Source organism: Bombilactobacillus sp. ESL1202, from assembly GCF_058107125.1.
The window spans coordinates 449,090-473,851 of record NZ_CM176590.1; the positions used below are offsets into that span (position 1 = coordinate 449,090).

Consider the following 24,762-nt stretch of genomic DNA (forward strand, 5'->3'; position numbering starts at 1 on the left):
TTTAAGAACCAATTATAATTGTACTTTTATAACTAATAAAATTAGGATTGTACCAAGATTGCGTATACTCAACTAATTTTTGTTTTTTGGTAAATCCTTTATACTCAAAAAATAATAAGTATTGCTCTTCAATCAAATTTAATTGCTCTGCCACAAAAGAATCTTTACATAGTGATTGTGCCTTTAATAAAGTCTGAAACACAACTGGTTTTTTATTTCTAAAATCCATGTAATCATACAATGATAATTTGCTAAAATCATAGCGATGAGCATCTTCAAACTCGCGAAACGGAATATATGACTTTTGAACGGCTATGACTTGCTGTCCCACCATCCGCGTTCGAATTAATTCATAAAAATCTTCATACTGATCTTGAAAAATATTTTTCAACGGCTGGCAATGATAGATTGCCTTAAAAGACCAGACATGACTAGCAGTAACCTTTTTATTAATTCTCATAATTTGCGTAAAAGAATTAGGCGAATCATCACCAATTCCCACAAAATTATTAACGGCCATTTCCACTAAATAAGTCCCATCCCCGCGGCGTTTTTCCAAAATATTATCTGCTACTAATGAATTGATGGCATTTTTAATTGTCGTCCGACTATAACCCAATTTTTTAACAAATGTTCGCTCGTCCCAAATTCGCTCATTAAATTGAAAAAAGCCACTAGAAATTAAGTTAAGAATCTTTTCCTTAGCTTCAATATATAAATACTTTTTCAAACTACTTACTCCTTTTGAAATATAACTTGATCAGGCAATAATACTTCTTCTTCAGAGCGAATAATTTTTCCTCGTTTATCCCGAAAAATTGAATTTCGAACTAAAACTTGTACACGTTCTTGTCGTTGTTTTAATAATTGTCGTTCTTGTTGGTTGGCCCAAGTTAACATGATATCTTGATCAACTTGATTTACCTGATATTTAATATCTATCGCCTTTTCCAAATCTTGTTGCTGATGACAATTAATTTCTTTTAAAAACAAACACGGAATTAAAGAATTAATCAAAGCAATTTTATCTTGTCTTTTAGTCAGAATAAAGACTCTTTTTCTTAATTGCTGAACATCTTGAGCAAAAATTGAATTATAAAAACCTGATCCTGTTAATTCTTGTTCAGTAACCAATTGCGGATGAAATTTTTGTTTCTGATATGGTGTTGCATACTTCTTTAAATTAATTATTTCCATAATATCCCCAAATATTTTTAACTAAATTAAGTTCTAAAATCAATAAAAATGCAAGTAATGGCTTCAGCTGTTTGAACCTATAAGCCTAGATTAACACCAAAGACAACTTTTGAAAAATTAGGATTAACAAACAAAAATAGCGAAAGTAGTAAACTACTTTCGCCAATCAATGATTCAATTAAACTATATGAAATTTTCTGCGTAAAACTTCAACTTTAGAACCTAAAATCTTTTCAGCCAGGCGGGTTTTTAAAATTAAATATCCATAAACCACTACACCTAAAGCCACCTCTAAAATTAATAAAATAATAGCCCAGAAGCGACCGTTATTAGCTATAAAATGATAGGCTAAGAAATTAACCACTGCAATAACAATTAACATTACTACAGTTAACATAAAAATGCCAAAGGTTCGATTTAAAGTTGACTGTAACTTAAATTGAAACTTGACACATAAGAAATGTATCATGAGCCAACAAGTAACAGCCATTCCTAATGTTGTAGCCATCAATGGTCCAAAACTACTAAAGATCAAGATGCATGGGTATTGTAATATCATCTTTACAATGAATCCTATCAAAAAATATTTAATAGCAATTTTATTTTGATATAGTCCTTGCAAAATAGCTGATAACACAGTAAACAATCCCAAAAAGACGGCCACCACACAACTACACTGTAATAAATAAATTCCTAATTGATCATATTGGTAAAACAGAATATACAATGGTTTAGCCACGGCATACATTCCCAAGGCTGCCGGGAGCATTACCAAGAAAAACAATTGGAGAATATTGGCAATTTGCTCTTGAATTTCTGAATGTTTTTTCCGAGAATAAGCTGCTGATAATAATGGCACAGCAGTCACAGCCATCGCCGTTGATAAAGAAACCACAATCATAATTAACTTATTGGCATTAAAGGCAAAAAGAGCATACATTGAATTCAAAGCATCTTTACTAAAATGTTGAAATGAAGCCATCATCACATTAAATGTCGATTGATCAAACAATTGAAATAAGATAATGCCTGAATCCAAAATAATAAAAGGAATCGCTTGGCGTACTATTTCGGTAAAAAAGTTTTTATTACTAATATCTATTTGGTCTCTACTCTGTCTTGATAATTGGCGTAAATGTGGTAACTGCTTCAAAAAATATATCACTAAGATACCTAAGCCAAAAACTGCCCCAATACAAGCTGCGAAAGTTGATTGCGTCACAGCACTAACATAACTACCCTTTTGGACTTTCATAATTAAATAAGTGGCTGCCAGCATATAAATCACGCGGGCTACTTGTTCAATCAATTGTGAAATAGCTGAAGGCGCCATTTGGGAATATCCCTGAAAATATCCGCGCATCAAACTCAATAAGGGAATGATTAACAGAGCAATGGCTAAAGCTTTTAAAACTGGGATCGCATTTTGATTACCATCAGCAAACCAAATTGTTAATAATGGTGCGCCAAAATACATCAGTGCAGCACTGATAATCCCCATCCAAGTCATAATTTTTAAACCTTGGCGAAACAACTGATTACCAGCAGAATATTCCTCTAAAGCATTATAATGGGCAATTTGTTTAGAAATTGCCCCCGGAATACCAGCAGTTGAAATAATTAAAAACAGGCTATAAATATTATAGCCCTTAGCAAAAAGTGCATTAGCTAGCGTCGCTGTTACGACTGAACCAAACCACATGTTCCACGGAATAATATAAATAGCACCTAAGATTCGCGAAAAGATACTACCTGCCGTCATCCAAGCGGAACCTTTAATCAAACTGTTTTTGCCATTTGCACTAGCTGTCGCTACTGTATTCTCTTCGACATTTTGCTCCATCAAATGATCCTCTCTAAAATTGATGAATTGTTATTTTACCACAAAATTCACAATTTTTTGAGGTACCACAATGGTTTTAACAATTTTCTTATCAGCAATAAATGATTGAACACGTTCATTAGCTAATGCTAGTCGCTCAAGCTCAGCTTTAGAAGTATTAGCAGGAACTGTAATTTTATTTCGCAATTTACCATTGACCTGTAAAATAACTTCTACTTGATCACTAACTAAATCAGCTTCATTATAAGTTGGCCATTGGGCGTAAGTGATAGATTCATCATGACCCAATTTTTGCCAAATTTCTTCAGCAATATGCGGTACAATTGGAGCCAACATTTTAATTAACCCTTCTGCATATTCTCTTGGAAAATGATCTTGTTTTTGAACTGCATTAACAAAAGTCATCATTTGTGAAATTGCAGTATTAAACTGTAATTTTTCATAGCGATCACTCACTTGTTTAACTGTTTCGCTGTAAACCTTTTTCAGATTAGCATTAGGTTGATCTGTCACAAAATCAGTCCGAAATGTATTATCATCATCTTCATTGACATATAATCGCCAAACCCGTTCTAAGAAACGATAAGAGCCCGCTAACCCTTCTTCACTCCAGGAAATTGAGGCATCTAATGGTCCCATGAACATTTCATATAATCGTAAAGTGTCGGCACCATACTCAGAAACAACATCATCCGGATTAATGACATTACCTTTCGATTTTGACATTTTTTCGTGATTATTACCTAAAATCATTCCTTGATTAAACAATTTTTGGAATGGTTCTGGAGTAGGTACAACACCTAAATCATACAAAAATTTATGCCAAAAGCGAGCATATAATAAGTGTAAAACAGCGTGTTCAGCGCCACCAACATATAAATCAACAGGTAACCAGCGTTTTAATTTTTCATAATCAGCTATTGCTTGGTCATTATGCGGATCAACGTAACGTAAGAAGTACCAAGAACTACCTGCCCATTGCGGCATCGTATTAGTTTCCCGACGTCCTTTGCGCCCATTTTCATCTACCACGTTAACCCAATCAGTCAAATTAGCCAGTGGACTTTCAACTGTTCCTGATGGCTTAATATCGTGTTCTACTGGTAAGCGTAGCGGTAATTGGTCTTCTGGTACTAAGCTCGTAGTCCCATCTTCCCAATGAATAACCGGAATCGGTTCACCCCAATAGCGTTGTCGTGAAAAGACCCAATCCCGTAAACGATAGTTAACTTTTTTTTGACCGACTTGCTTTTCTTGTAACCAAGCTAAAATTTTATCAATCGCTTGCTGTTTATTTAAGCCGTTCAAAAATTCCGAATTAATATGCTCACCATCACCTGTATAAGCTTTTTCAGCAACATTACCACCAGCAATCACCGCTTTAATTGGTAAGTCAAACGTCTTGGCAAATTCAAAATCTCGGTCATCATGAGCAGGAACTGCCATAATCGCTCCGGTGCCGTAACTAGCCAACACATAGTCAGAGATCCAAATGGGTAGTCGATCACCGTTAACTGGATTAATTGCATAAGCGCCAGTAAAGGCCCCTGTTTTATCAGTATTTAAATCGGTTCGATCTAAATCACTCTTTTTAGCAGTTGCTGCCTGATACTTTTGTACTTGGTCTTTTTGCTGTGGAGTAGTAATCTCGTCAACTAATTCATTTTCAGGAGCCATCACTACATAAGTTGCACCAAATAATGTATCCGGACGGGTAGTGAAAACCTTAAAGGTCTGATTATGATCTGAAATTTGGAAAGTAACTTCAGCTCCCACTGAGCGGCCAATCCAATTGCGCTGCATTTCTTTAATACTTTCAGGCCAATCAATCAAGTCTAAATCTTCCAACAAACGATCAGCATAAGCTGTAATTCTCAACATCCATTGTCGCATCGGCTTCCGATAAACCGGAAAGCCGCCACGTTCAGTTTTACCATTAACAATTTCTTCATTGGCAACCACAGTTCCCAAATCTGGACTCCAATTAACTGGAATTTTTGCTTCGTATGCTAAACCTTTTTTATATAATTGTTCAAAGATCCATTGTGTCCATTTATAGTAATTAGGATCGGTCGTATTAATCTCGCGCTCCCAATCGTAGGAAAAACCTAAGGAATTAATCTGGCGTTTAAAAGTATCAATATTTTGTTGCGTAAACTCCTTGGGATTATGACCCGTTTTAATCGCATATTGTTCTGCGGGTAAACCAAAGGCATCCCACCCCATTGGATGTAAAACATTGTAACCTTGCATCCGTTTCATGCGCGCTATAATATCAGTCGCCGTATAGCCTTCGGGATGGCCGACATGTAAGCCCTTGCCCGATGGATAAGGAAACATATCTAAAGCATAGAAATTCTTTTTCTGGGGATCTTCAGTTGTTTTAAAAGTTTGATTTTGAGCCCAATACTTTTGCCACTTTTTTTCAATAACATTATGATTATAACCCATAATTTTCCTCCTATAAAAAAAGTCCTATTGCAAAAACGCAATAGGACGAAGTTTACCCGCGGTACCACCTAAGTTTTATATACTTGTTTACAAGTGTATAACCCTCTAGTAATTAACGATACCCCGTGAAAACTTACTAATTTCAGTTTTCAAAATTCAAAGACGAGTTCATTAAAAAGTCGTTATGGAATTGCACCAATCTTCCACTCTCTAAATAACTGACTTAAAAACTACTATTTCCTTGATAAAAGTTAATCTGACACCGATTATAAATAAAAATCAAATAAAATGCAAGTCTATTCTGTAGGTTTATTCTGCTTAACTGTATCTGCTGGCGTCTTACTAGTTGTACTAGAATCAGCCTGTCCTACATCTTTTGCTGGCGATACGGTAATAGGTTTTTCACGAATTACTGCCGCCGGACTAACTTGTTCATCAGTATTTTTTGATGTTTTAACAAAATCACTAGCTGCTTTTGTGGGCACTTTAACCTTTATAGTTGGAGCAACACTGGGAGCTTGTAACATTTCCTTATTTGAATTAATCAATTGATTCAATGAATTATTAACAATTACCGGTAATTCTGGTGTCACTGGTTCTTGAATTGGTTCATCCGCAGCTGGATTATAAAATTTATTCCGAACTATAACCGGAGCCTGTTGATTTTGATAAGTATTTTTTGTAGAATTATTATTCATTTGATGATTAACATTATTCGTCATTAAACTAACATTGTTAACCACAATATCATTAGCGTTCACATTTGCGGTAATTGGTTGATCAAAACGCGTTAAATCGTATTTTTCAATCAAACTATTTAACTTATCTGCATATGAAGTGTCCGTAGCATAACGACCTGTTAAAAATTTAGTAACATCTCGATAAGAATTTGTATTACTGCGCCAAGTTCCAGCGTACATGCCGTTATCTCGGAGTAAACGCACGTAATCTTCTAAAGATTCTCGATAGGAGGGATATTTTCTAAAATTAGCTTGAATCCCATAAAGACTACCACTACCATCATCTTCTTGCGTTGCCAGATTAACAGCTAAGCCGTGATAACTTCCTTTGACACCAAACAAATTATAATTAGGTGCTTGGGCCAAAGAACTGGTTCCCCAACCGCTTTCCAATAATGCCTGCGCTAACATCACTGAAGCGTATAAATCATTATTATTGGCCAATTTTTGAGCTGATAGTCCCAAATAATTTAAAAAAGTTGTATCACCGTAACCATTAGACGTCACCACATTTTCCAAACTATCAGCATCATTGACATTAATAGTTACTGGATTAATACTATCCGCATGAATAGTTATCTTTAATCCGCCTGCAAGTGTCAAACATCCTACGCTACTGATAACAACTATTTGTAATGCCGTTTTTAAATAATTCTTCATGAATTACTACCCCATTCAGTTAAAACTTAAATAAATTTCAAATCACTAGTTGAATAAGAAACCGTAAAATTGCAATCAAGCTCTACTCTGAAATTAATTTCAGAGAAACTGAATTTTATCTTAAACAACCGATACGTTCTTCTATTAATTATTACTTTCCCGATAAACTATCCGATACAGAGATTATTATATCCATAAAATGAATTAATAGTACCAAATATCCACCATCTTAAAGAAAATTTAAACAATTCTTAGGAGATTTTTAATGAAATCAATCAAAAAGTCCCTCTGTCTAAGCAGTTGCTTGCTGTTTTGCTTTTTAACAATCGCCATTCTTCTTATAACTAACAGTTCTTTATTGAAAATGTTTGATCAAAGCTTTTTCTCAATGGTCAAACCTTTAAGCCATAATGCAAAAACTTTTTTCGCCACCGTTACAATTTTAGGTGCTCCCAAAACGATCTTTATTTTATCATTATTAGTTATCTGGTTTATTAAAACTAACCGCCAAAAAATATTCTTTGGTAGTAATCTTTGTCTCAATTTAATTTTAAATAATATCTTAAAAAATATTTTTCAACGTCCTCGTCCCAGTATCCATCATTTAGTAACGGCCACTGGTTTTAGTTTTCCCAGTGGACATGCGATGGCAACGACTGCTTTTATATTAACTATCAGCCTTATCTATTATCAAACTACGAAAAAAAAGCAATTACCTTTTTATTTAACGATAATTGCTTTCTTAATTATTATTAGTCGACCAATTTTACATGTTCACTATTTTTCCGACGTCATAGCCGGTTTTTTCTTGGCTACTTCGCTGACTTTACTGAACTATTATCTTTTTTTTGAAAATCACTCAATAACAGGTTACTTCGATCACACAAATTAATCACTAAATTTAAAAGTAAGATCACAATGCTTACCACATAAATCCAATGCAGACCCTCATAAACTACCTGCCGTGCTGGCAATAAATACTTGGTAGGTAAAGTATGCGCCATTGAAGGATTAATCATTTGATCTAACATCTTAAAAGTCAGTCCTGGATGCTCAGCAACTCCTTGAGCCATTTTTAAATTCATAACAATTCCAAACAACGAAACCATTAAAGTTTGGCCTAAGCTTCTAGCTAAAGTATTAAAACTAGTTGCCGTCCCTACTTCATCACTATCAACAACACTCTGTGAAGTCACAGTGGAAGTGGTAACCGACAAACCAAAGCCAAAGCCAAAGATACCAGAAATCAATAAAAAGATGCCAAAAGCGGTTTTTAGAGGTAATAGTAAATAAATACAACAACCGACAATTAAGAAGCTCAGAGCAAACAACGTAATTTTATGCGGCGGATACTTGGCAATCATTTTACCAGACACAAAAGAGCCTAGTAACCAAATAACTGAACTTGGAGTTAACGCAAATCCTCCCATTGAAGGATTCAATCCCAAAACACTTTGCATCCAGATTGGTAAATAGGCCTCAAAACCAATCAAAAAACCAGAAATTAACAAAATCGATAGGTTTTGAATTACAAAAGTTCGGTTTTTAAATAACTGCAAAGGTAAAATAGGATCAGCTTGTTTACGTTCCACTCGAATAAACCATATCAAGCCCAACAATGAACACAGCAATAAACCGACACTCAACCACCAAGCTTGTAAATTATTCAGGTTTTGTAAGCCCAACATCAAACAAACTAAAACAAATGTTAATAAACTAATCCCTAAATAATCAATGGACAACTTTTGGGCAAAACGTCGCTTCGGTTCCTGCAAAAATAACTGTATTAATAAAATTGTAATTAAACCAATGGGAATATTAATTGCAAAAATCCAATGCCATGATAGTTTTTCAACGATAAAACCACCCAATAATGGTGCCACAATTGAGGCAATTCCCCATGCTGAGCCATTTAATCCAATCATATTAGCTCGTTTTTCTAGGGGATAAATATCTGCCAAAACTGTATAAGTCAAGGGCTGAATTGCTCCAGCTCCCAATCCTTGGATAATTCTTGCCAAAATCAATTGCATCATTGATTGCGAAATACAGCACAAAAAAGAACCGACCACAAAAATTATCAAGCCAATATTCAATAAAATTTTCCGACCATAGCGATCAGATAATTTGCCATAAATCGGTGTCGTTACTGCACTCATCAATAAATATATTGAAAAAACCCAATTCATCAATTTTAAGCCGTGTAGATCACCAATAATTGTTGGCATTGCTGTGGAAACAATCGTTCCCTCAACGGCCGTCATAAAAGTTGCAATAAAAACAGCAATTGTTACCCACTTAACATTCGTTCGCTTATTTACTAAACTCACATAATCTCCTACTTTTGTATAATTTGTTTAATTGCTTCAACTTTATTCAATTGTTCCCACGGTAATTTTACATCTGTTCGTCCAAAATGCCCATAAGCAGCGGTTTGCTTATAAATCGGCCGCTTTAAGTCTAACATTTGAATAATACCCGCTGGGCGTAAATCAAAAACTTGTCGAATGGCTTGGACAATCTGGGCGTCACTGTAATCACTCGTATTAAAAGTGTTAACGTTGATAGATACTGGACGAGCAACACCAATTGCATAGGCCAACTGAATTTCAATTTGTTGAGCAACGCCAGCCGCTACCAAATTTTTAGCCACATACCGGGCTGCATAACTAGCCGAGCGATCAACCTTAGTTGCATCTTTACCAGAGAAAGCACCACCACCATGATGAGCAAAACCACCATAAGTGTCAACGATAATTTTCCGACCAGTTAAACCAGTATCACTACTTGGACCACCCAAAACGAATCGCCCAGTTGGATTGATAAAGAATTTAGTTTGATCATCCAATAAATTTGCTGGAATTACCTGCTTAATAACTTTTTCAATCATATCTTGACGTAACTTATCTAAAGTAACATCTGGATCATGTTGCGTGCTTAAAACAACCGTATCAACTCTTAAAGCATGCCAATTATCATCATATTCAACAGTTACTTGTGCCTTAGAATCCGGACGCAAATAAGTCAATTCTTTTTGTTTACGCACTTGTGTTAATTTATACACCAATTTATGTGCCAAAATAATTGGTAACGGCATGTATTCTGGAGTTTCGTTAGTTGCATAACCAAACATTAAGCCTTGATCACCCGCTCCAATTTGATCCAAAGGATCGTCATCAGTTTGAGAATCACGCTTTTCCAAGGCATCGTCAACACCTTGAGCAATATCAGGTGATTGTTGATCCACCGCAATAATTACTGCACAAGTATCAGCATCAAAACCATAAGCTGAATTGGTATAGCCAATATCCCGAATAGTTTTGCGTACAATTGCCTGCATATCAACATAAGCAGTCGTTGAAATTTCGCCAGCCACTAAAACCAAACCAGTTGTCACTGTAGTTTCACAAGCCACACGTGCCTGTGGATCTTTGGCTAAAATTGCATCTAAAATTGCATCACTAATTTGATCCGCTATTTTATCAGGATGCCCTTCTGAGACAGATTCTGAAGTAAAAAAATGACGTTCTTTTTCCATAATATTCCATTTCCCCCTTAATTAGGTTACAGGTAAGCTAAATAGCCCCATCGGGAATTTAGTTAACTAAAATATGTTATCACAAATCTTTTAAGATTTATACTGAATTATTGATAAATATAATCACGAGTCATTGGTAAGTTGGTACCAGAAGGACCTTTAGTCAGCAAATATTGAATTACATCAATGTTACCTGAGGCAAAAGAAGCAGCACAAGCTTGCAAATATAAATCCCACATGCGACTAAAACGCTCATCCATCATCTCAATAACCTGTGGTAACTTTTGTTGAAAATTATGATCCCAAATTTCCAATGTTTTTTGATAATGACGCCGTAACATTTCAACATCACTAATTTGTAGACCAGACTGAGCAATATTTTTAATATTTTCTGTTAAACCAGGAATATAACCACCTGGGAAAATCCACTTATCAATCCAACCATTGGAAGCACCATGTTCTCTTTGCATAGTAATTCCATGAATTAATGCTGAACCACCGGTCACTAAAAAGTCACTAACATCTTGGAAATATCCTGGTAAATTATCTTCACCAACATGTTCAAACATACCTACAGAAACAATATAATCCCATTGCCGACCTTTTAATTCACGATAATCGGTTAATAAAACTTCTGCTTGATCTTGTAAGCCTAAATCCGCGATTTTAGCTGTGACATACTTATACTGTTCTTCACTTAAAGTAATTCCGGTCACTTTTAAATTATATTTTTGCGCAGCCGTTAACATTAAAGTGCCCCAACCACAACCAATGTCCAACAAAGTTTTACCGGGTTGCGGATTTAATTTCTTCAAAATATGATTAACTTTATTCAACTGGGCTGTTTTTAAATCATCATCTTCGTGCTCAAAATAAGCGCATGAATAAGTTAAGGTATCATCTAACCATAATTTATAGAAGTCATTACCAATATCATAATGATCATGAACATATTCTTGATTTTTACTTTCAGAATGCTTTCTTTCTGGCATAAATTTCTTTAACTTTTTATTGTATAAAAAACTATCTTTACTTTGGTAAGCAGCCACAATTAAATCTTCAATACTACCGTCAATTTCGATTTTTTTATTCATATAGGCTTCACCTAGTGCAATCGAAGCATTAGCGGCAATCTCTTTAATTGGGATTGCTTCATGAAAAGTAATATGGACTTGTGGTTCACCTTCACCGTAAATCTCTGTTTTGTCATCCCAATAGGTAACCTTTAAGGGAATATTAAATGAATTCTTCAATAACTCTTTGTAAAAAGTTTTTTCTAACATATCTTTACCTCAATTTCTAAATCCAATGTTCCTACATTACACCATTAGCCAAGAATCTTCAAATTTAGTAAAATTAAATCAGTTAATAATCAAGGAGTCTAACCATGAAAATAATTAATACCATTACTAATATTATTAGTTTAGTGATTTATCCATTAATTTTGACGACTAAATATCCAGCAACTTATGATCACAACGGATTAATTTCCATCATTTTAGTAAGTATTATTGCCATCTACTGTAATATATTTAAACCACTTAAAGCAAATAAATACTTCAACTTAATTTATTTTATTTTAGCTCTAGTAATTATTTATTTAATTCAAGTTCAAACTTATCCCCACTATTTATTACTATTAAGTTTATGTGAACTACTAGTTTGCTTATTAGCTCCCAAAAATCTCCATCTACCTTTACTGTGGAATTTTTTTCTTCCCATTTTCAGCACCATTTTATTAATTTTTCCTTTAATTCATTTTTTATCTGCACAAATTATTATAAGTGTTATTTTAATTCAGCTCTTCAGTAGTTTGACTTATTTTAACAAAAACTTAACACAAATATTTATTTGTGGCTTCAGTATCGGCCTAGTTCTTTTAGGATTATACATTATGAACTATCTAAGTCCTACTGCTATTTTAAGTTACTCAGGTTGCTTTATAATCATTCTAATAATCAAATTTACAACTAATTTAAAGTTAGAAGGAACGGTATTAAATACTATTAGAGTAATATTTAGTTTACTGAACTATTTTATTTAATAACTATGAAAAGTATCGGTCAAATGTTTTTTCTAATAACCGATACTTTTGTTTATTTCTCAAGCAGATCTATAACCGTAAATGAAAAGTTCAGGTATCATTATTAATCATAAGAAAATTCAGTATTAATGAAGCAGTTGAACCTTCTTGAAATTATCAATAGTTATAGGTTATATTCACAAAAGTTTTGATAGTTAATTGACAGTGATTGTCCGGTAACAAAATACGAACTTTTATAGTTCCATACTTAACTATGTTTCCAGTGAAACCACAATTAGGACAACGTTTTAGAGGATAAGATAAAGTAGCATGAAACACCAAAGCACTCTTACCATTAATAAATTGACGCTTAACAGATTCAAAATTAATGTTTTGATCTTTAATTCCAAGAATTAAACTGGTAGAATAATTATCTAAGGGCATTGTTTTTTCCTTCTTTCAATAGGTTTAGACGACTAAATTGTAACATAGGGAGGCAATGTTCTTTTTTGTATTCCAAAATAAATTGGTATACATAAAAAAGTGCCGATGAAATCACTCATCAACACTCAATATTATAGAACCAAAATAAAAAATGGAAGATACAGGGCTCGAACCTGTGACCCTCTGCTTGTAAGGCAGACGCTCTCCCAACTGAGCTAATCTTCCAAAAATGACCCGTACGGGATTTGAACCCATGTTACCGCCGTGAAAGGGCGGTGTCTTAACCACTTGACCAACGGGTCAAAATATAATAAACAATAAAAATGGAAGATACAGGGCTCGAACCTGTGACCCTCTGCTTGTAAGGCAGACGCTCTCCCAACTGAGCTAATCTTCCAAAAATGACCCGTACGGGATTTGAACCCATGTTACCGCCGTGAAAGGGCGGTGTCTTAACCACTTGACCAACGGGTCAGCTAAAAGCTAACGGAGAGTAAGGGATTTGAACCCTTGATACAGGTAAAAGCCCGTATACATGATTTCCAATCATGCTCCTTCAGCCACTCGGACAACTCTCCAAATAAAAACTCCGGTTGTCAGACTCGAACTGACGACACCCTGATTAACAGTCAGATGCTCTACCAACTGAGCTAAACCGGAATAAGACCAGCATGGCAACGACCTATCCTCGCAGGTAGTTTCCCACCAACTACTTTCGGCGCTGAGAAGCTTAACTTCTGTGTTCGGCATGTCGACAGGTGTTTCCTCCTCGCTATCGCCACCACACTTGCTCTCTTCTTACCTTCTGAAAGAACCTTAGTCCTCTCAAAACTGAATATTATGATCCTACTCGACTACCTCGGTTAAGCCCTCGACCGATTAGTATTGCTCAGCTCCATATATCACTACACTTCCACTCGCAACCTATCTACCTCATCTTCTTTGAGGGGTCTTACTTCATTCCTGAATGGGAAATCTCATCTTGAGGTGGGTTTCACACTTAGATGCTTTCAGCGTTTATCCCTTCCATACTTAGCTACCCAGCTATGCCTTTGGCAAGACAACTGGTTCACCAGTGGTATGTCCATCCCGGTCCTCTCGTACTAAGGACAGATCCTCTCAAATTTCCTACGCCCGCGACGGATAGGGACCGAACTGTCTCACGACGTTCTGAACCCAGCTCGCGTACCGCTTTAATGGGCGAACAGCCCAACCCTTGGGACCGACTACAGCCCCAGGATGCGATGAGCCGACATCGAGGTGCCAAACCTCCCCGTCGATGTGAACTCTTGGGGGAGATAAGCCTGTTATCCCCAGGGTAGCTTTTGTCCGTTGAGCGATGGCCCTTCCATTCGGTGCCACCGGATCATTAAGCCCGACTTTCGTCCCTGCTCGACTTGTCTGTCTCGCAGTCAAGCTCCCTTCTACCTTTACACTCTACGAATGATTTCCAACCATTCTGAGGGAACCTTTGGGCGCCTCCGTTACTGTTTAGGAGGCGACCGCCCCAGTCAAACTGCCTACCTGACACTGTCTCCCGCCGTGATTCAACGGCGCGGGTTAGAGCTTTCATATAACAAGGGTAGTATCCCACCAGCGCCTCCTTCGATACTAGCGTACCGATCTCTACGGCTCCTACCTATCCTGTACATGTTACACAAAAACTCAATATCAAGCTACAGTAAAGCTCCATGGGGTCTTTCCGTCCTGTCGCGGGTAACCTGCATCTTCACGGGTATTATAATTTCACCGAGTCTATCGTTGAGACAGTGCCCAAATCATTACGCCTTTCGTGCGGGTCGGAACTTACCCGACAAGGAATTTCGCTACCTTAGGACCGTTATAGTTACGGCCGCCGTTTACTGGGGCTTCAATTCTGGGCTTCGACTTACGTCTAACTCATCCTCTTAACCTTCCAGCACCGGGCAGGCGTCAGCCCCTATACGTCATCTTACGATTTTGCAGAGACCTGTGTTTTTGATAAACAGTTGTTTGGGCCTTTTCACTGCGGCTGGCTCTTACACCAGCACCCCTTCTTCCAAAGTTACGGGGCTATTTTGCCGAGTTCCTTAACGATAGTTCTCTCGCTCACCTGAGGATTCTCTCCTTGACTACCTGTGTCGGTTTGCGGTACGGGTACTCAGTATCTAACTAGAAGCTTTTCTCGGCAGTGTGACTATTGTGCTTCGCTACTTTATTTTCGCTCCCTATCACATCTCATCCTTCTCGGTTACAAGCATTTGACTCATATCCAGACTCGATGCTTAGACATGCTTTTCCAGCTGCATGCTCACAATTCATCTCCTGCGTCCCTCCATCGTTCAAACAACACTGAACAGTACAGGAATCTCAACCTGTTTTCCATCGATTACGCCTCTCGGCCTCATCTTAGGTCCCGACTAACCCTGGGCGGACGAGCCTTCCCCAGGAAACCTTAGTCTTCCGGTGGACCAGATTCTCACTGGTCTCGCGCTACTCATACCGGCATTCTCACTTCTAAGCTCTCCACCAGTCCTTACGATCTGGCTTCTTCGTGCTTACAACGCTCTCCTACCACGTACATATCTTTCAATGCACATCCACAGTTTCGGTACCATACTTAGCCCCGGTACATTTTCGGCGCAGAACCACTCGACTAGTGAGCTATTACGCACTCTTTAAATGGGTTGCTGCTTCTAAGCCAACATCCTAGTTGTCTATGCAGTTCCACTTCCTTTTCCACTTAGTATGGATTTTGGGACCTTAACTGGTGATCTGGGCTGTTCCCCTTTCGACGATGGATCTTATCACTCACCGTCTGACTCCCGGAGAAAGATCTTTGGCATTCGGAGTTTATCTGAATTCAGTAACCCATGTTGGGCCCCTAGTCCAAACAGTGCTCTACCTCCAAGATCCTCTTCTCCGAGGCTAGCCCTAAAGCTATTTCGGAGAGAACCAGCTATCTCCAAGTTCGTTTGGAATTTCACCGCTACCCACACCTCATCCCCGCAATTTTCAACTTACGTGGGTTCGGTCCTCCAGTGCGTTTTACCGCACCTTCAACCTGGACATGGGTAGGTCACTTGGTTTCGGGTCTACAACTACGTACTTCCTTTCGCCCTATTCAGACTCGCTTTCGCTTCGGCTCCGTCTTCTCAACTTAACCTCGCACGCAATCGTAACTCGCCGGTTCATTCTACAAAAGGCACGCCATCACTCTTTAACGAGCTCTGACTACTTGTAGGCACACGGTTTCAGGATCTATTTCACTCCCCTCCCGGGGTGCTTTTCACCTTTCCCTCACGGTACTTGTTCTCTATCGGTCACTAGGGAGTATTTAGCCTTGGGAGATGGTCCTCCCTGCTTCCGACGGGATTTCTCGTGTCCCGCCGTACTCAGGATCCTGGTAGAGCGTCTTCGATTTCGCTTACGAGGCTTTCACTCTCTCTAGCTCAGCTTCCCAGCTGATTCAGCTATCTTCGACTGTCTCACGTCCCAGTCCTACAACCCCAAAGAGCAAGCTCTTTGGTTTGGGCTCTTTCCGTTTCGCTCGCCGCTACTTGGGAAATCGATTTTTCTTTCTCTTCCTATGGCTACTTAGATGTTTCAGTTCACCACGTCTTCCTCACTTTATCTTTCAACAAAGTGTGACTAAGCTTTACCTTAGCCGGGTTCCCCCATTCGGACATCTCCGGATCTTCGCTTACTTACAACTCCCCGGAGCATTTCGCTGTTCGTTACGTCCTTCTTCGGCTCCTAGTACCTAGGCATCCACCGTGCGCCCTTTTTATCTTAACCTATTTATTACTTCTTACTTCTCGAATCTCTCGATTCTCGGTGTCTTTCTTATCATAATATTCAGTTTTCAAAGTACTAATTATCTTCCTTGACAAGTTTCACCTCGTCAATGGAGGTTAACGGGATCGAACCGATGACCTCCTGCTTGCAAAGCAGGTGCTCTCCCAGCTGAGCTAAACCCCCGTACTACTATAATGGGCCTAAATGGACTTGAACCATCGACCTCACGCTTATCAGGCGTGCGCTCTAACCAGCTGAGCTATAGGCCCGATTTTTACTGCGCTTGTCTTCAACCCTTGAGAGTAAACCTCTCAAAACTAAACAAAGTTTCTAGCCAAATGCTTTCCGTATCTTTTCCTTAGAAAGGAGGTGATCCAGCCGCAGGTTCTCCTACGGCTACCTTGTTACGACTTCACCCTAATCATTTGTCCTACCTTAGACGGCTAGCTCCCCGAAAGGTTACCCCACCGGCTTTGGGTATTACAAACTCTCATGGTGTGACGGGCGGTGTGTACAAGGCCCGAGAACGTATTCACCGTGGCATGCTGATCCACGATTACTAGCGATTCCAACTTCATACAGGCGAGTTGCAGCCTGCAATCCGAACTGAGAATGGTTTTTAGAGTTCCGCTTGCCCTCGCGAGTTCGCTTCTCGTTGTACCATCCATTGTAGCACGTGTGTAGCCCAGGTCATAAGGGGCATGATGATTTGACGTCGTCCCCACCTTCCTCCGGTTTGTCACCGGCAGTCTCACTAGAGTGCCCAACTTAATGCTGGCAACTAGTAACAAGGGTTGCGCTCGTTGCGGGACTTAACCCAACATCTCACGACACGAGCTGACGACAACCATGCACCACCTGTCTTCCTGTCCCCGAAGGGAACCTTGTATCTCTACAACTTGCAGGAGATGTCAAGACCTGGTAAGGTTCTTCGCGTTGCTTCGAATTAAACCACATGCTCCACCGCTTGTGCGGGCCCCCGTCAATTCCTTTGAGTTTCAACCTTGCGGTCGTACTCCCCAGGCGGAGTGCTTAATGCGTTAGCTGCAGCACTGAGAGGCGGAAACCTCCCAACACTTAGCACTCATCGTTTACGGCATGGACTACCAGGGTATCTAATCCTGTTCGCTACCCATGCTTTCGAGCCTCAGCGTCAGTTACAGACCAGAGAGCCGCCTTCGCCACTGGTGTTCTTCCATATATCTACGCATTTCACCGCTACACATGGAGTTCCACTCTCCTCTTCTGCACTCAAGTTTGACAGTTTCCGATGCTCTTCCTCAGTTAAGCTGAGGGCTTTCACATTCAGACTTTTCAAACCGCCTGCGCTCCCTTTACGCCCAATAAATCCGGACAACGCTTGCCACCTACGTATTACCGCGGCTGCTGGCACGTAGTTAGCCGTGACTTTCTGGTTGAATACCGTCACTATCTGAGCAGTTACTCTCAAATACGTTCTTCTTCAACAACAGGATTTTACGATCCGAAAACCTTCTTCATCCACGCGGCGTTGCTCCATCAGACTTTCGTCCATTGTGGAAGATTCCCTACTGCTGCCTCCCGTAGGAGTTTGGGCCGTGTCTCAGTCCCAATGTGGCCGATTACCCTCTCAGGTCGGCTACGTATCATTGCCTTGGTAAGCCGTTACCTTACCAACTAGCTAATACGCCGCAGGTCCATCCTTTAGTGACAGCCGAAACCGTCTTTCATTCCTTAATCATGTGATTAAGCACTTTATGCGGTATTAGCAACTGTTTCCAATTGTTATCCCCCGCTAAAGGGCAGGTTACCTACGTGTTACTCACCCATCCGCCGCTCGCGTCCATATCTTCCTACCCGAAGGTATTCCGTTACTTCTGCTCGCTCGACTTGCATGTATTAGGCACGCCGCCAGCGTTCGTCCTGAGCCAGGATCAAACTCTCATTTTTTGTTAGTTTGTTGACTCAGACCTAGAACTCTAACGTTCTTTGTCTTCTTTATTTTTGTTCAATTGACAGGTTCTTTTTCAGAACCCAGCACTTGGTGTTAAAAGAAACTTTGTTCAGTTTTCAAAGATCTACTTTTTATCATTTGCCACTTGATTAAGCGGCTTGTTTAGTTTATCATTTTATCATGAGCTTGTCAACTGTTTTTTTTATTTGTTTAGCAGCGACCTGCATGACTCATTGACAACAGAAAATATATTATCAACTTTTCGTCCTTTTTGCAACCCCTTTTTCGCATTTTTTGCAAATTCCTTGAATATTTAATTCAATCTGCTTAATTTGGAACTGTGAAAGTTTAGTTAATTCCTGCTTAAAAGCCTCATAATCTACATAATTGACATCATAAACCTGTCCGCAATTTTCACAAATTGCATGAAAATGTTCTTGACGATAATAGTCAAAATGAATTGACCTATCATCGTAGGTCAATTCATTTATGGGCGTAATTGTAGATAAAAAATTAAGATTATTATAAACCGTAGCAATACTAATATTAGACATTTGATTCTTCAAATCATTAAAGACGTCTTCAGCTGTTGGATGGTTATGATGCTCCATCATATACTTTAAAATAGTTAATCGCTGTTCGGTCATGCGCACTTTTTTACTTTTTAAATGTTCTACTTGTTCTTGAAATTCGGTTTCTATTTGATTTTTAGTCAAGGTAAACCTCCAATCTTAATTTGCTAGTTCTGGGGCGTCTGTATGGTAAAGGTCTAATAAAGACTTGTTATCATTCTTATACTCTAAGCTAGACTTATCCTTCTTGTTCTGCTCTTTTAATTTCTTTAAAGACTTCTTTTTAGAATAATTGAAATCTTTTTTATTAATCTTGATAAAGCTTTGTGGCGTGTAAAATCTCAAAAGATCACCAGTAATTACTTTATCCGATAATGAAAGTTCAGTTGCTACTTGATTGGACATAGATTCCACTTGTTTTCTTTGCTCAGCAGTTAAATTCTTAGCCAACCGCCCATTTTTTGTATAATAATAGGCACCATTAACTTTTGTAAATTCTGGAGAGACAAAATCTCCGTTTCTAAATGCAACAAGTTGCGGATGCTTTGGTGCTAATAAGTCTGAACCAAACTGGATCTTATCCCGATTATTAATTCCCAATAAGTTCAAAATAGTTGGTAAAGCATCAATTTCACCACCATAAGTGTGATTAATTCCACCTTGCAAACCATTCATATGGATCATAAATGGAACTCGTTGGAACTGGGCATTATCAAAATCATTAAATTTCTTTTCTCCCAATAATTTAGCGACAGCTTTTTTATGATTACCCGAAATTCCATAGTGATCACCATAAAAGACTACCATACTATTTTTATCTAGACCTGTCGCCTTTAACCAGTCCATAAATTCACCAATTGACTGATCCAAATAATGAGCTGTCTGTACATAACCATCAACAGTTTTATCACCAGTATTAGTTTTAGAAATTGATTGATTCTTTTTGTCTAATAAATAAGGATAATGATTGGTTACCGTAATAATTTTAGAATAAAACGGCTGCGGTAACTGTTGAATATAACTAGCAGTATCCTTCATAAAAATTTTATCTTTCATACCATAGCCAACATTATAATTCTTTTTTTGCTTATAATAGTTTGAACTAAAGAAATAATCATATCCCCATGATTTATAAGTGTTATCCCGATTCCAAAAACTAGGAACATCACCGTGAAAAGAAGCCGTAGTATACCCCTTTTGATCTAAAATTGCGGGCGCCGCTTGGAAAGTATTTGAAGTACCATCAGTTACCATTGCCGCTCCTTCTGGTAATCCGAAAAGCGAATTTTCCATCATCATCTCAGCATCGGCTGTTTTTCCCTGACCAACTTGGTTAAAGAAATTATCAAAACTTAACGTATTTTTTTCATGATAAATCTTATTTAAATTGGGAGTTACTTCTTGATTATCCCACTTAAAGTCAATCAAGAATTGTTGAAAACTCTCCAAATGAATAACAAAAACATTTTTACCTTTCGCAATTCCCGTATATTGCACATTTGGTGCAACATAATTATTGCTAATATAATTTTTAACTGTTTTCATATCGGAACTGTCAGCATTCGCTTTCACAGCACTTGTTTTTGCTGCTTTAACTGTATCATAAACAGAATAGGCATTTAAGCCCAAATATTTAACAATATAATTATTATCAAAGGTTCGGGTCAATAAGCCTGAACGATCTTGCTGAGCTAAGGTTAAATTGATGCCAAAACTAATAATTGCTATTCCAGTAATAGTTAAGGGGATCTTTGCTGTTAATTTTCTAATATCGACCTTAATAACTTTAAAAGCTAATAGGACAACTAGCAACACAACATCCAAGAATGCCAAAAAATCAGTTGGCTTAGTAATGCCCAAAATACTCATACCTAAATTATTAGAGACTGAACTAGAGCCCTTAATTAAAGTTAACGTTAAAAAATCAGAAAATTCTCGATAATACAAAATATTAGCAAACAACCAAGTTGAAGTGATCAAATCAATAATCAACAAATAGACGTATGATTTTCGTCCTTTAAGATAAAGTGCAATTCCTAATAATAAAATCGTTGTGGGAATTGGATTTAAAAATAGCAAAAAAGCTTGCATGCTGCTTTTTATTCCTAAATTGAATTTAGTTAGACAAATCAAGTAAGTTTTAATCCAGCACAGAACTACTGCTAAAGTAAAAAAACCCAGTTTAGTATTTAAAGTATTTGCTATTTTTTGACTAAAATTCTTCATTCTAAAATCTTTCCTCCACGTACTTTCGTACTAGTACGTTCATTAATCGGTTTAAATGCAATTGCAATAATTCCTAAAAACATTCCTAAATAGTAAGTTATAAAGCGCCAAATAAACATTCCTAAAACTAATTTACTAGGCAAACTAATATATTGTGAAAATAAGGTTCGAAAACTGTATTCTGCACCACCTGTTCCTCCAGGAATTGGAAAAATCGAAGTAATCATTACAATCATAATTTGCGTAATTAAGACGTTAATGATATTAACATGATGGACGTGTAAAGCCAACAATGTGAAGTAAACTACCAGGTAATAAAACAATAATTGAATAAAAGTAAAAACTGCAGCTTTAATAACTTTTCGCCGTTCCTTTTTCAAAACCAAACTTTCATGATAAAAGTTATCAATTTTAATCAAAACTTTACTAGTCCAAGCTTTGGCAGTATTATCATTCACAAAAAAACCAATAAATCTCATAATAATTAATATGATTTTTCGCGTAAATTGGTAGTAAAACATAATCATTAGTAAAACACCAATGGTTAAAACGTGTAATATAAAACCAGCTATAATTAAAACAGCTAACCCCGTAAAATGTTGTGCAATACTACTAAACTGAAAAATCATCGCAATAATAAAGTTTATCAAAACAATTGTCTGATAAATAATAAATTTCATCAATAAGACTGAAGTTCCTCGTCCCACTTCAACACCAGACTGAACCAAAGAAACAACTTGTGCTGGTTGTCCTCCAGATGAAAATGGCGTAATTGCATTAAACAAAGCTTGAATCCAAGGTATTCGCAATATGTTCCACCAGTGATGTAATTCATCTTCTCGGCCGTGCAACAAAACTTTTAAAACCAAAGCTTCAAAAAAAAACGAAAGAAACATCGAACCAAAAGCTATCAATAACCACCACCAATTAATCGTGGTAGCTTGCTGAATTAGGGAATGTAAATTGGTTTTTTGTAATTCGAAGGCAAAAATCCCGCCCCCAATAATCAACATGATAAACATCGCTAACAGATTTTTACGATTCATGAAGGATTCCTCGTTTGCTGAAATTGTTCAAGATAAAATTTATGCCAAATTTGACTTAAATGTTCTTCCGAATAATAATGAGCCGCACTTGTAGCTTTTCGCGCTAAATCCTGTAACTTGGCCGGATTATGGCGTAAATCTCTAATCGCTTGCTGCATTTGTGAAAAATCTTTAGCTGGTAAATATTTATCAGCAATAATTGCCTGATATAAATCCAAATCACGCAATAATACCGGTGTACCAGTATTGAAAGCTTCTAAGACAGACATAGGAAATAATTCATCATACGAAGGTAACAAAAATAAATCAGCTGCATTTAAATATTCATTTAGTTGACTTCGCGGAATAATATCGGTAAAAGTTAAATTACTAGGCGCATGTTGAATCATATTTTTATAACGTTCATAGCCATCGGTCATCGCTCCAAAAGAAAAACCCCCAGCCCAGATGAACTTAATTTCTGGATTTTCCACTGCCAGTCGATAAAAATCATCAATTCCTTTACGTTTTTGAACCTGTCCATCACCAAAAACTACAAAATCCGTCGCTTTTAAATTTAATCGTGCGCGTACTTGAGCCCTTTTTCGATCTGAAAATCGATAAAATTCTAATTTCGAAACAAAATTAGGAATATACGTTACCTTTTGTGGATCAATTCCATGTTGCGCCAGCTTACTGATAAAACTTGGATTTACCACAATTAAATGGTCCATTCTTTGATAAAAAGAAATAACGTACTTCGAAACCAGTCCTTGAGCTATTTTAGGAATTCGCAAACTTCCTTCCAGCGTTTCTGGTAGAAAATGAACGTACCCAATTTTTCGACCGCGATTTTTAAAAAATGTCGATGCATAAAATTGCGGATCAATTGTATGATAATGACTGATATCACTAGCATGAATAAAATCATTAACGTTAATTTGAAAAGCTTGACTTAAATAAGTTTTTAATAAACGCATCAACTCAGTATAAGCACTGCCAACTCCTTGACCTGCTACTTTCTGTGATGATGAAAACATTGTTATTTTAATCATCGTAATATTGACCGTCCTTTAATGGCTGATTTGCTAATTTTTTTCGTAGAAAATACTTATAAGCATCTTGATAAAAATCTAATACCCGATCACCAAATAAATCGGCGGAAATTTCATATAACTTTTTTTGCCGGGGAGCTGGATCATCAAATAAATGCGGATGATCTAAATATTGCCTAATTAAGTCATTGAATTGTTCTGGCTTTAAATAAGTTACTCCCATTGATGGATCATCTAATAAATTATCAGTGTAAGGACTAGAGCGAACCACACACTTTAATTGTGATGCTAATGCTTCAATGAAGGTTAATCCTTGAGATTCTGTATCACTGGCTGAAACAAACAAATCAGCCATTTGATAATAAGGCGAGACTTGATCATGCACAACTTCACCAGTAAAAAGTACATGCTTTTGCAAATTAAGTTGGTTAACCAATTGCTCAAGGGCAGCTTTATCTGGCCCATCACCTACGATCACTAACACTATTCGAGGATAAGATGGTACTAATTGTGGTAATTGTTGAATTAACAATTCAATCTTTTTTTCATTAGCTACTCGACTTAACGTTAGTAAAATTGGATGTGCATCACTTAAATTCAATTGCTCTAGCAATGGTTGACAATCTATTTTTTGCGTAAATTTTGATAGATCAACGCCAGTGGGAATAATCTCCATTGGTGTCTTGATTCCATATCTTCTCAAGGTGTCATAAACACGTTGACTAGGAGCAATGACTCCCGACATCCCAGAAATAAATAATTTAGACATTTGCTTAACATGATATGGTTTTAACAAGTGACCATTTAAAACGTAATGTAAATAATCTTCATACATGGTGTGATAAGTGTGCACACAAGGAATTTTCAAACTATGTGCGACAAACTTACCAATTAAGCCTAATGAAAATTCAGTTTGTGTGTGTACAATATCTAAGTCTAATTCTTTAGCTAATTTTAAGGCGTGGAACATTCCCCGATAAGCAATACGACGATCAGTAAAAGATATAAAAGGAATACTACTTAGGCGAAAAATATTAGGTTCTACAGCGTCTTTAGCAACATGTGGATCTGAAGTTGTAAAAATATATACTGTATTGCCCTTGCGTTCCAGATCATTTTTTAAAGTTTGAATTGATGTTGCTACACCACTAACTTGTGGGAAATAAGTATCTGTAAATATCCCAATATTCATTATCAATGCTCCCTTAAATCTGACTGATATGCTTAATTATAACAAAATAAGTCATCAAAGCATATTATCGTAATAAAAAAACAGCC

General features: G+C 37.3%; 15 protein-coding genes, 8 tRNA genes, 3 rRNA genes and 1 other annotated feature. Of the genes, 1 reads left to right on the forward strand and 25 read right to left on the reverse strand.

The features are described from left to right. Position 1: 1 nt before the first annotated feature. The 5 genes from AC3B7A_RS02145 to AC3B7A_RS02165 form a co-directional block, all read right to left on the reverse strand. The gene (locus AC3B7A_RS02145) at positions 2–730 is read right to left on the reverse strand and encodes a GntR family transcriptional regulator (protein ID WP_489756107.1); all 729 of its coding nucleotides are present in this window, start codon (positions 728–730) and stop codon (positions 2–4) included. A gap of 5 nt (positions 731–735) precedes the next feature. Beyond that, positions 736–1,197 carry a hypothetical protein gene (locus AC3B7A_RS02150; RefSeq protein WP_489756108.1) on the reverse strand — a complete coding sequence of 154 codons (462 nt, stop codon included), beginning with the start codon at positions 1,195–1,197 and terminating at the stop codon, positions 736–738. Between the two features lie 178 nt (positions 1,198–1,375). Then, entirely contained in the window at positions 1,376–3,040 is a 1,665-nt protein-coding gene (locus AC3B7A_RS02155) for a putative polysaccharide biosynthesis protein (protein WP_489756109.1), read from the reverse strand. Positions 3,041–3,070: 30 nt separating this feature from the next. Then, a complete protein-coding gene (gene leuS, locus AC3B7A_RS02160; protein ID WP_489756110.1) occupies positions 3,071–5,491 on the reverse strand; it encodes a leucine--tRNA ligase in 2,421 nt (806 codons plus the stop codon). A 38-nt stretch (positions 5,492–5,529) separates the two neighbouring features. Next, positions 5,530–5,747: a binding site (T-box leader), on the reverse strand. A gap of 40 nt (positions 5,748–5,787) precedes the next feature. Continuing rightward, positions 5,788–6,891: a glucosaminidase domain-containing protein gene (locus AC3B7A_RS02165; protein WP_489756111.1), complete on the reverse strand. Its 1,104-nt coding sequence runs from the start codon at positions 6,889–6,891 to the stop codon at positions 5,788–5,790. A 388-nt stretch (positions 6,892–7,279) separates the two neighbouring features. On the opposite strand from AC3B7A_RS02165, the gene AC3B7A_RS02170 reads away from it, so the two are divergent. Next, positions 7,280–7,783 (forward strand): phosphatase PAP2 family protein, encoded by a 504-nt coding sequence (locus AC3B7A_RS02170; protein WP_489756112.1) that lies wholly within the window; start codon positions 7,280–7,282, stop codon positions 7,781–7,783. Here AC3B7A_RS02170 and AC3B7A_RS02175 read toward each other — a convergent pair. The 20 genes from AC3B7A_RS02175 to AC3B7A_RS02270 form a co-directional block, all read right to left on the reverse strand. Then, a complete protein-coding gene (locus AC3B7A_RS02175) occupies positions 7,704–9,221 on the reverse strand; it encodes an MDR family MFS transporter (protein ID WP_489756113.1) in 1,518 nt (505 codons plus the stop codon). The genes AC3B7A_RS02170 and AC3B7A_RS02175 overlap by 80 nt on opposite strands. An 8-nt stretch (positions 9,222–9,229) precedes the next feature. Further along, positions 9,230–10,429: a methionine adenosyltransferase gene (gene metK, locus AC3B7A_RS02180; RefSeq protein WP_489756114.1), complete on the reverse strand. Its 1,200-nt coding sequence runs from the start codon at positions 10,427–10,429 to the stop codon at positions 9,230–9,232. Positions 10,430–10,536: 107 nt separating this feature from the next. Next, a complete protein-coding gene (locus tag AC3B7A_RS02185) occupies positions 10,537–11,712 on the reverse strand; it encodes a class I SAM-dependent methyltransferase (RefSeq protein WP_489756115.1) in 1,176 nt (391 codons plus the stop codon). A gap of 917 nt (positions 11,713–12,629) precedes the next feature. Continuing rightward, positions 12,630–12,896: a hypothetical protein gene (locus tag AC3B7A_RS02190; protein WP_489756116.1), complete on the reverse strand. Its 267-nt coding sequence runs from the start codon at positions 12,894–12,896 to the stop codon at positions 12,630–12,632. Positions 12,897–13,048: 152 nt separating this feature from the next. After that, a tRNA-Val gene (locus AC3B7A_RS02195) sits at positions 13,049–13,121 on the reverse strand. Positions 13,122–13,126: 5 nt separating this feature from the next. Beyond that, positions 13,127–13,198: transfer RNA gene (locus AC3B7A_RS02200), tRNA-Glu, on the reverse strand. 22 nt (positions 13,199–13,220) lie between these two features. Next, positions 13,221–13,293 (reverse strand) — tRNA-Val (locus AC3B7A_RS02205). A gap of 5 nt (positions 13,294–13,298) precedes the next feature. Beyond that, positions 13,299–13,370 (reverse strand) — tRNA-Glu (locus AC3B7A_RS02210). Between the two features lie 13 nt (positions 13,371–13,383). Beyond that, positions 13,384–13,474: transfer RNA gene (locus AC3B7A_RS02215), tRNA-Ser, on the reverse strand. A gap of 9 nt (positions 13,475–13,483) precedes the next feature. After that, a tRNA-Asn gene (locus AC3B7A_RS02220) sits at positions 13,484–13,556 on the reverse strand. Positions 13,557–13,565: 9 nt separating this feature from the next. Further along, positions 13,566–13,682, reverse strand: a 5S ribosomal RNA gene (gene rrf / locus AC3B7A_RS02225). A gap of 73 nt (positions 13,683–13,755) precedes the next feature. Further along, positions 13,756–16,673: ribosomal RNA gene (locus AC3B7A_RS02230) — 23S ribosomal RNA — on the reverse strand. Between the two features lie 110 nt (positions 16,674–16,783). After that, positions 16,784–16,856: transfer RNA gene (locus AC3B7A_RS02235), tRNA-Ala, on the reverse strand. A 12-nt stretch (positions 16,857–16,868) separates the two neighbouring features. Further along, positions 16,869–16,942, reverse strand: a tRNA-Ile gene (locus AC3B7A_RS02240). Positions 16,943–17,035: 93 nt separating this feature from the next. Beyond that, a 16S ribosomal RNA gene (locus AC3B7A_RS02245) occupies positions 17,036–18,602 on the reverse strand. Together the 16S, 23S and 5S rRNA genes with 8 tRNA genes alongside form the textbook arrangement of a ribosomal RNA operon. A 258-nt stretch (positions 18,603–18,860) precedes the next feature. Then, complete coding sequence (locus AC3B7A_RS02250; RefSeq protein ID WP_489756117.1) at positions 18,861–19,322, reverse strand: Fur family transcriptional regulator; 462 nt, start codon at positions 19,320–19,322, stop codon at positions 18,861–18,863. A 15-nt stretch (positions 19,323–19,337) separates the two neighbouring features. Continuing rightward, a complete protein-coding gene (locus tag AC3B7A_RS02255) occupies positions 19,338–21,404 on the reverse strand; it encodes an LTA synthase family protein (RefSeq protein ID WP_489756118.1) in 2,067 nt (688 codons plus the stop codon). Then, positions 21,401–22,450, reverse strand: coding sequence for a lysylphosphatidylglycerol synthase transmembrane domain-containing protein (locus AC3B7A_RS02260; RefSeq protein ID WP_489756119.1), 1,050 nt, complete (start codon positions 22,448–22,450; stop codon positions 21,401–21,403). Before AC3B7A_RS02260 ends, AC3B7A_RS02255 begins: the two co-directional genes overlap by 4 nt. Beyond that, entirely contained in the window at positions 22,447–23,484 is a 1,038-nt protein-coding gene (locus AC3B7A_RS02265) for a glycosyltransferase family 4 protein (protein WP_489756120.1), read from the reverse strand. Before AC3B7A_RS02265 ends, AC3B7A_RS02260 begins: the two co-directional genes overlap by 4 nt. After that, the gene (locus AC3B7A_RS02270; RefSeq protein ID WP_489756121.1) at positions 23,477–24,676 is read right to left on the reverse strand and encodes a glycosyltransferase family 4 protein; all 1,200 of its coding nucleotides are present in this window, start codon (positions 24,674–24,676) and stop codon (positions 23,477–23,479) included. Before AC3B7A_RS02270 ends, AC3B7A_RS02265 begins: the two co-directional genes overlap by 8 nt. Positions 24,677–24,762 lie beyond the last annotated feature (86 nt).

Bases quoted from the DNA above. Each gene is read 5' to 3' on its own strand.
- AC3B7A_RS02150 (WP_489756108.1), bottom strand. From the start codon at position 1,197: ATGGAAATAATTAATTTAAAGAAGTATGCAACACCATATCAGAAACAA.
- AC3B7A_RS02155 (WP_489756109.1), bottom strand. From the start codon at position 3,040: ATGGAGCAAAATGTCGAAGAGAATACAGTAGCGACAGCTAGTGCAAAT.
- leuS (WP_489756110.1), bottom strand. From the start codon at position 5,491: ATGGGTTATAATCATAATGTTATTGAAAAAAAGTGGCAAAAGTATTGG.
- AC3B7A_RS02165 (WP_489756111.1), bottom strand. From the start codon at position 6,891: ATGAAGAATTATTTAAAAACGGCATTACAAATAGTTGTTATCAGTAGC.
- AC3B7A_RS02170 (WP_489756112.1), top strand. From the start codon at position 7,280: ATGGTCAAACCTTTAAGCCATAATGCAAAAACTTTTTTCGCCACCGTT.
- metK (WP_489756114.1), bottom strand. From the start codon at position 10,429: ATGGAAAAAGAACGTCATTTTTTTACTTCAGAATCTGTCTCAGAAGGG.
- AC3B7A_RS02185 (WP_489756115.1), bottom strand. From the start codon at position 11,712: ATGTTAGAAAAAACTTTTTACAAAGAGTTATTGAAGAATTCATTTAAT.
- AC3B7A_RS02190 (WP_489756116.1), bottom strand. From the start codon at position 12,896: ATGCCCTTAGATAATTATTCTACCAGTTTAATTCTTGGAATTAAAGAT.
- AC3B7A_RS02255 (WP_489756118.1), bottom strand. From the start codon at position 21,404: ATGAAGAATTTTAGTCAAAAAATAGCAAATACTTTAAATACTAAACTG.
- AC3B7A_RS02260 (WP_489756119.1), bottom strand. From the start codon at position 22,450: ATGAATCGTAAAAATCTGTTAGCGATGTTTATCATGTTGATTATTGGG.
- AC3B7A_RS02265 (WP_489756120.1), bottom strand. From the start codon at position 23,484: ATGATTAAAATAACAATGTTTTCATCATCACAGAAAGTAGCAGGTCAA.
- AC3B7A_RS02270 (WP_489756121.1), bottom strand. From the start codon at position 24,676: ATGAATATTGGGATATTTACAGATACTTATTTCCCACAAGTTAGTGGT.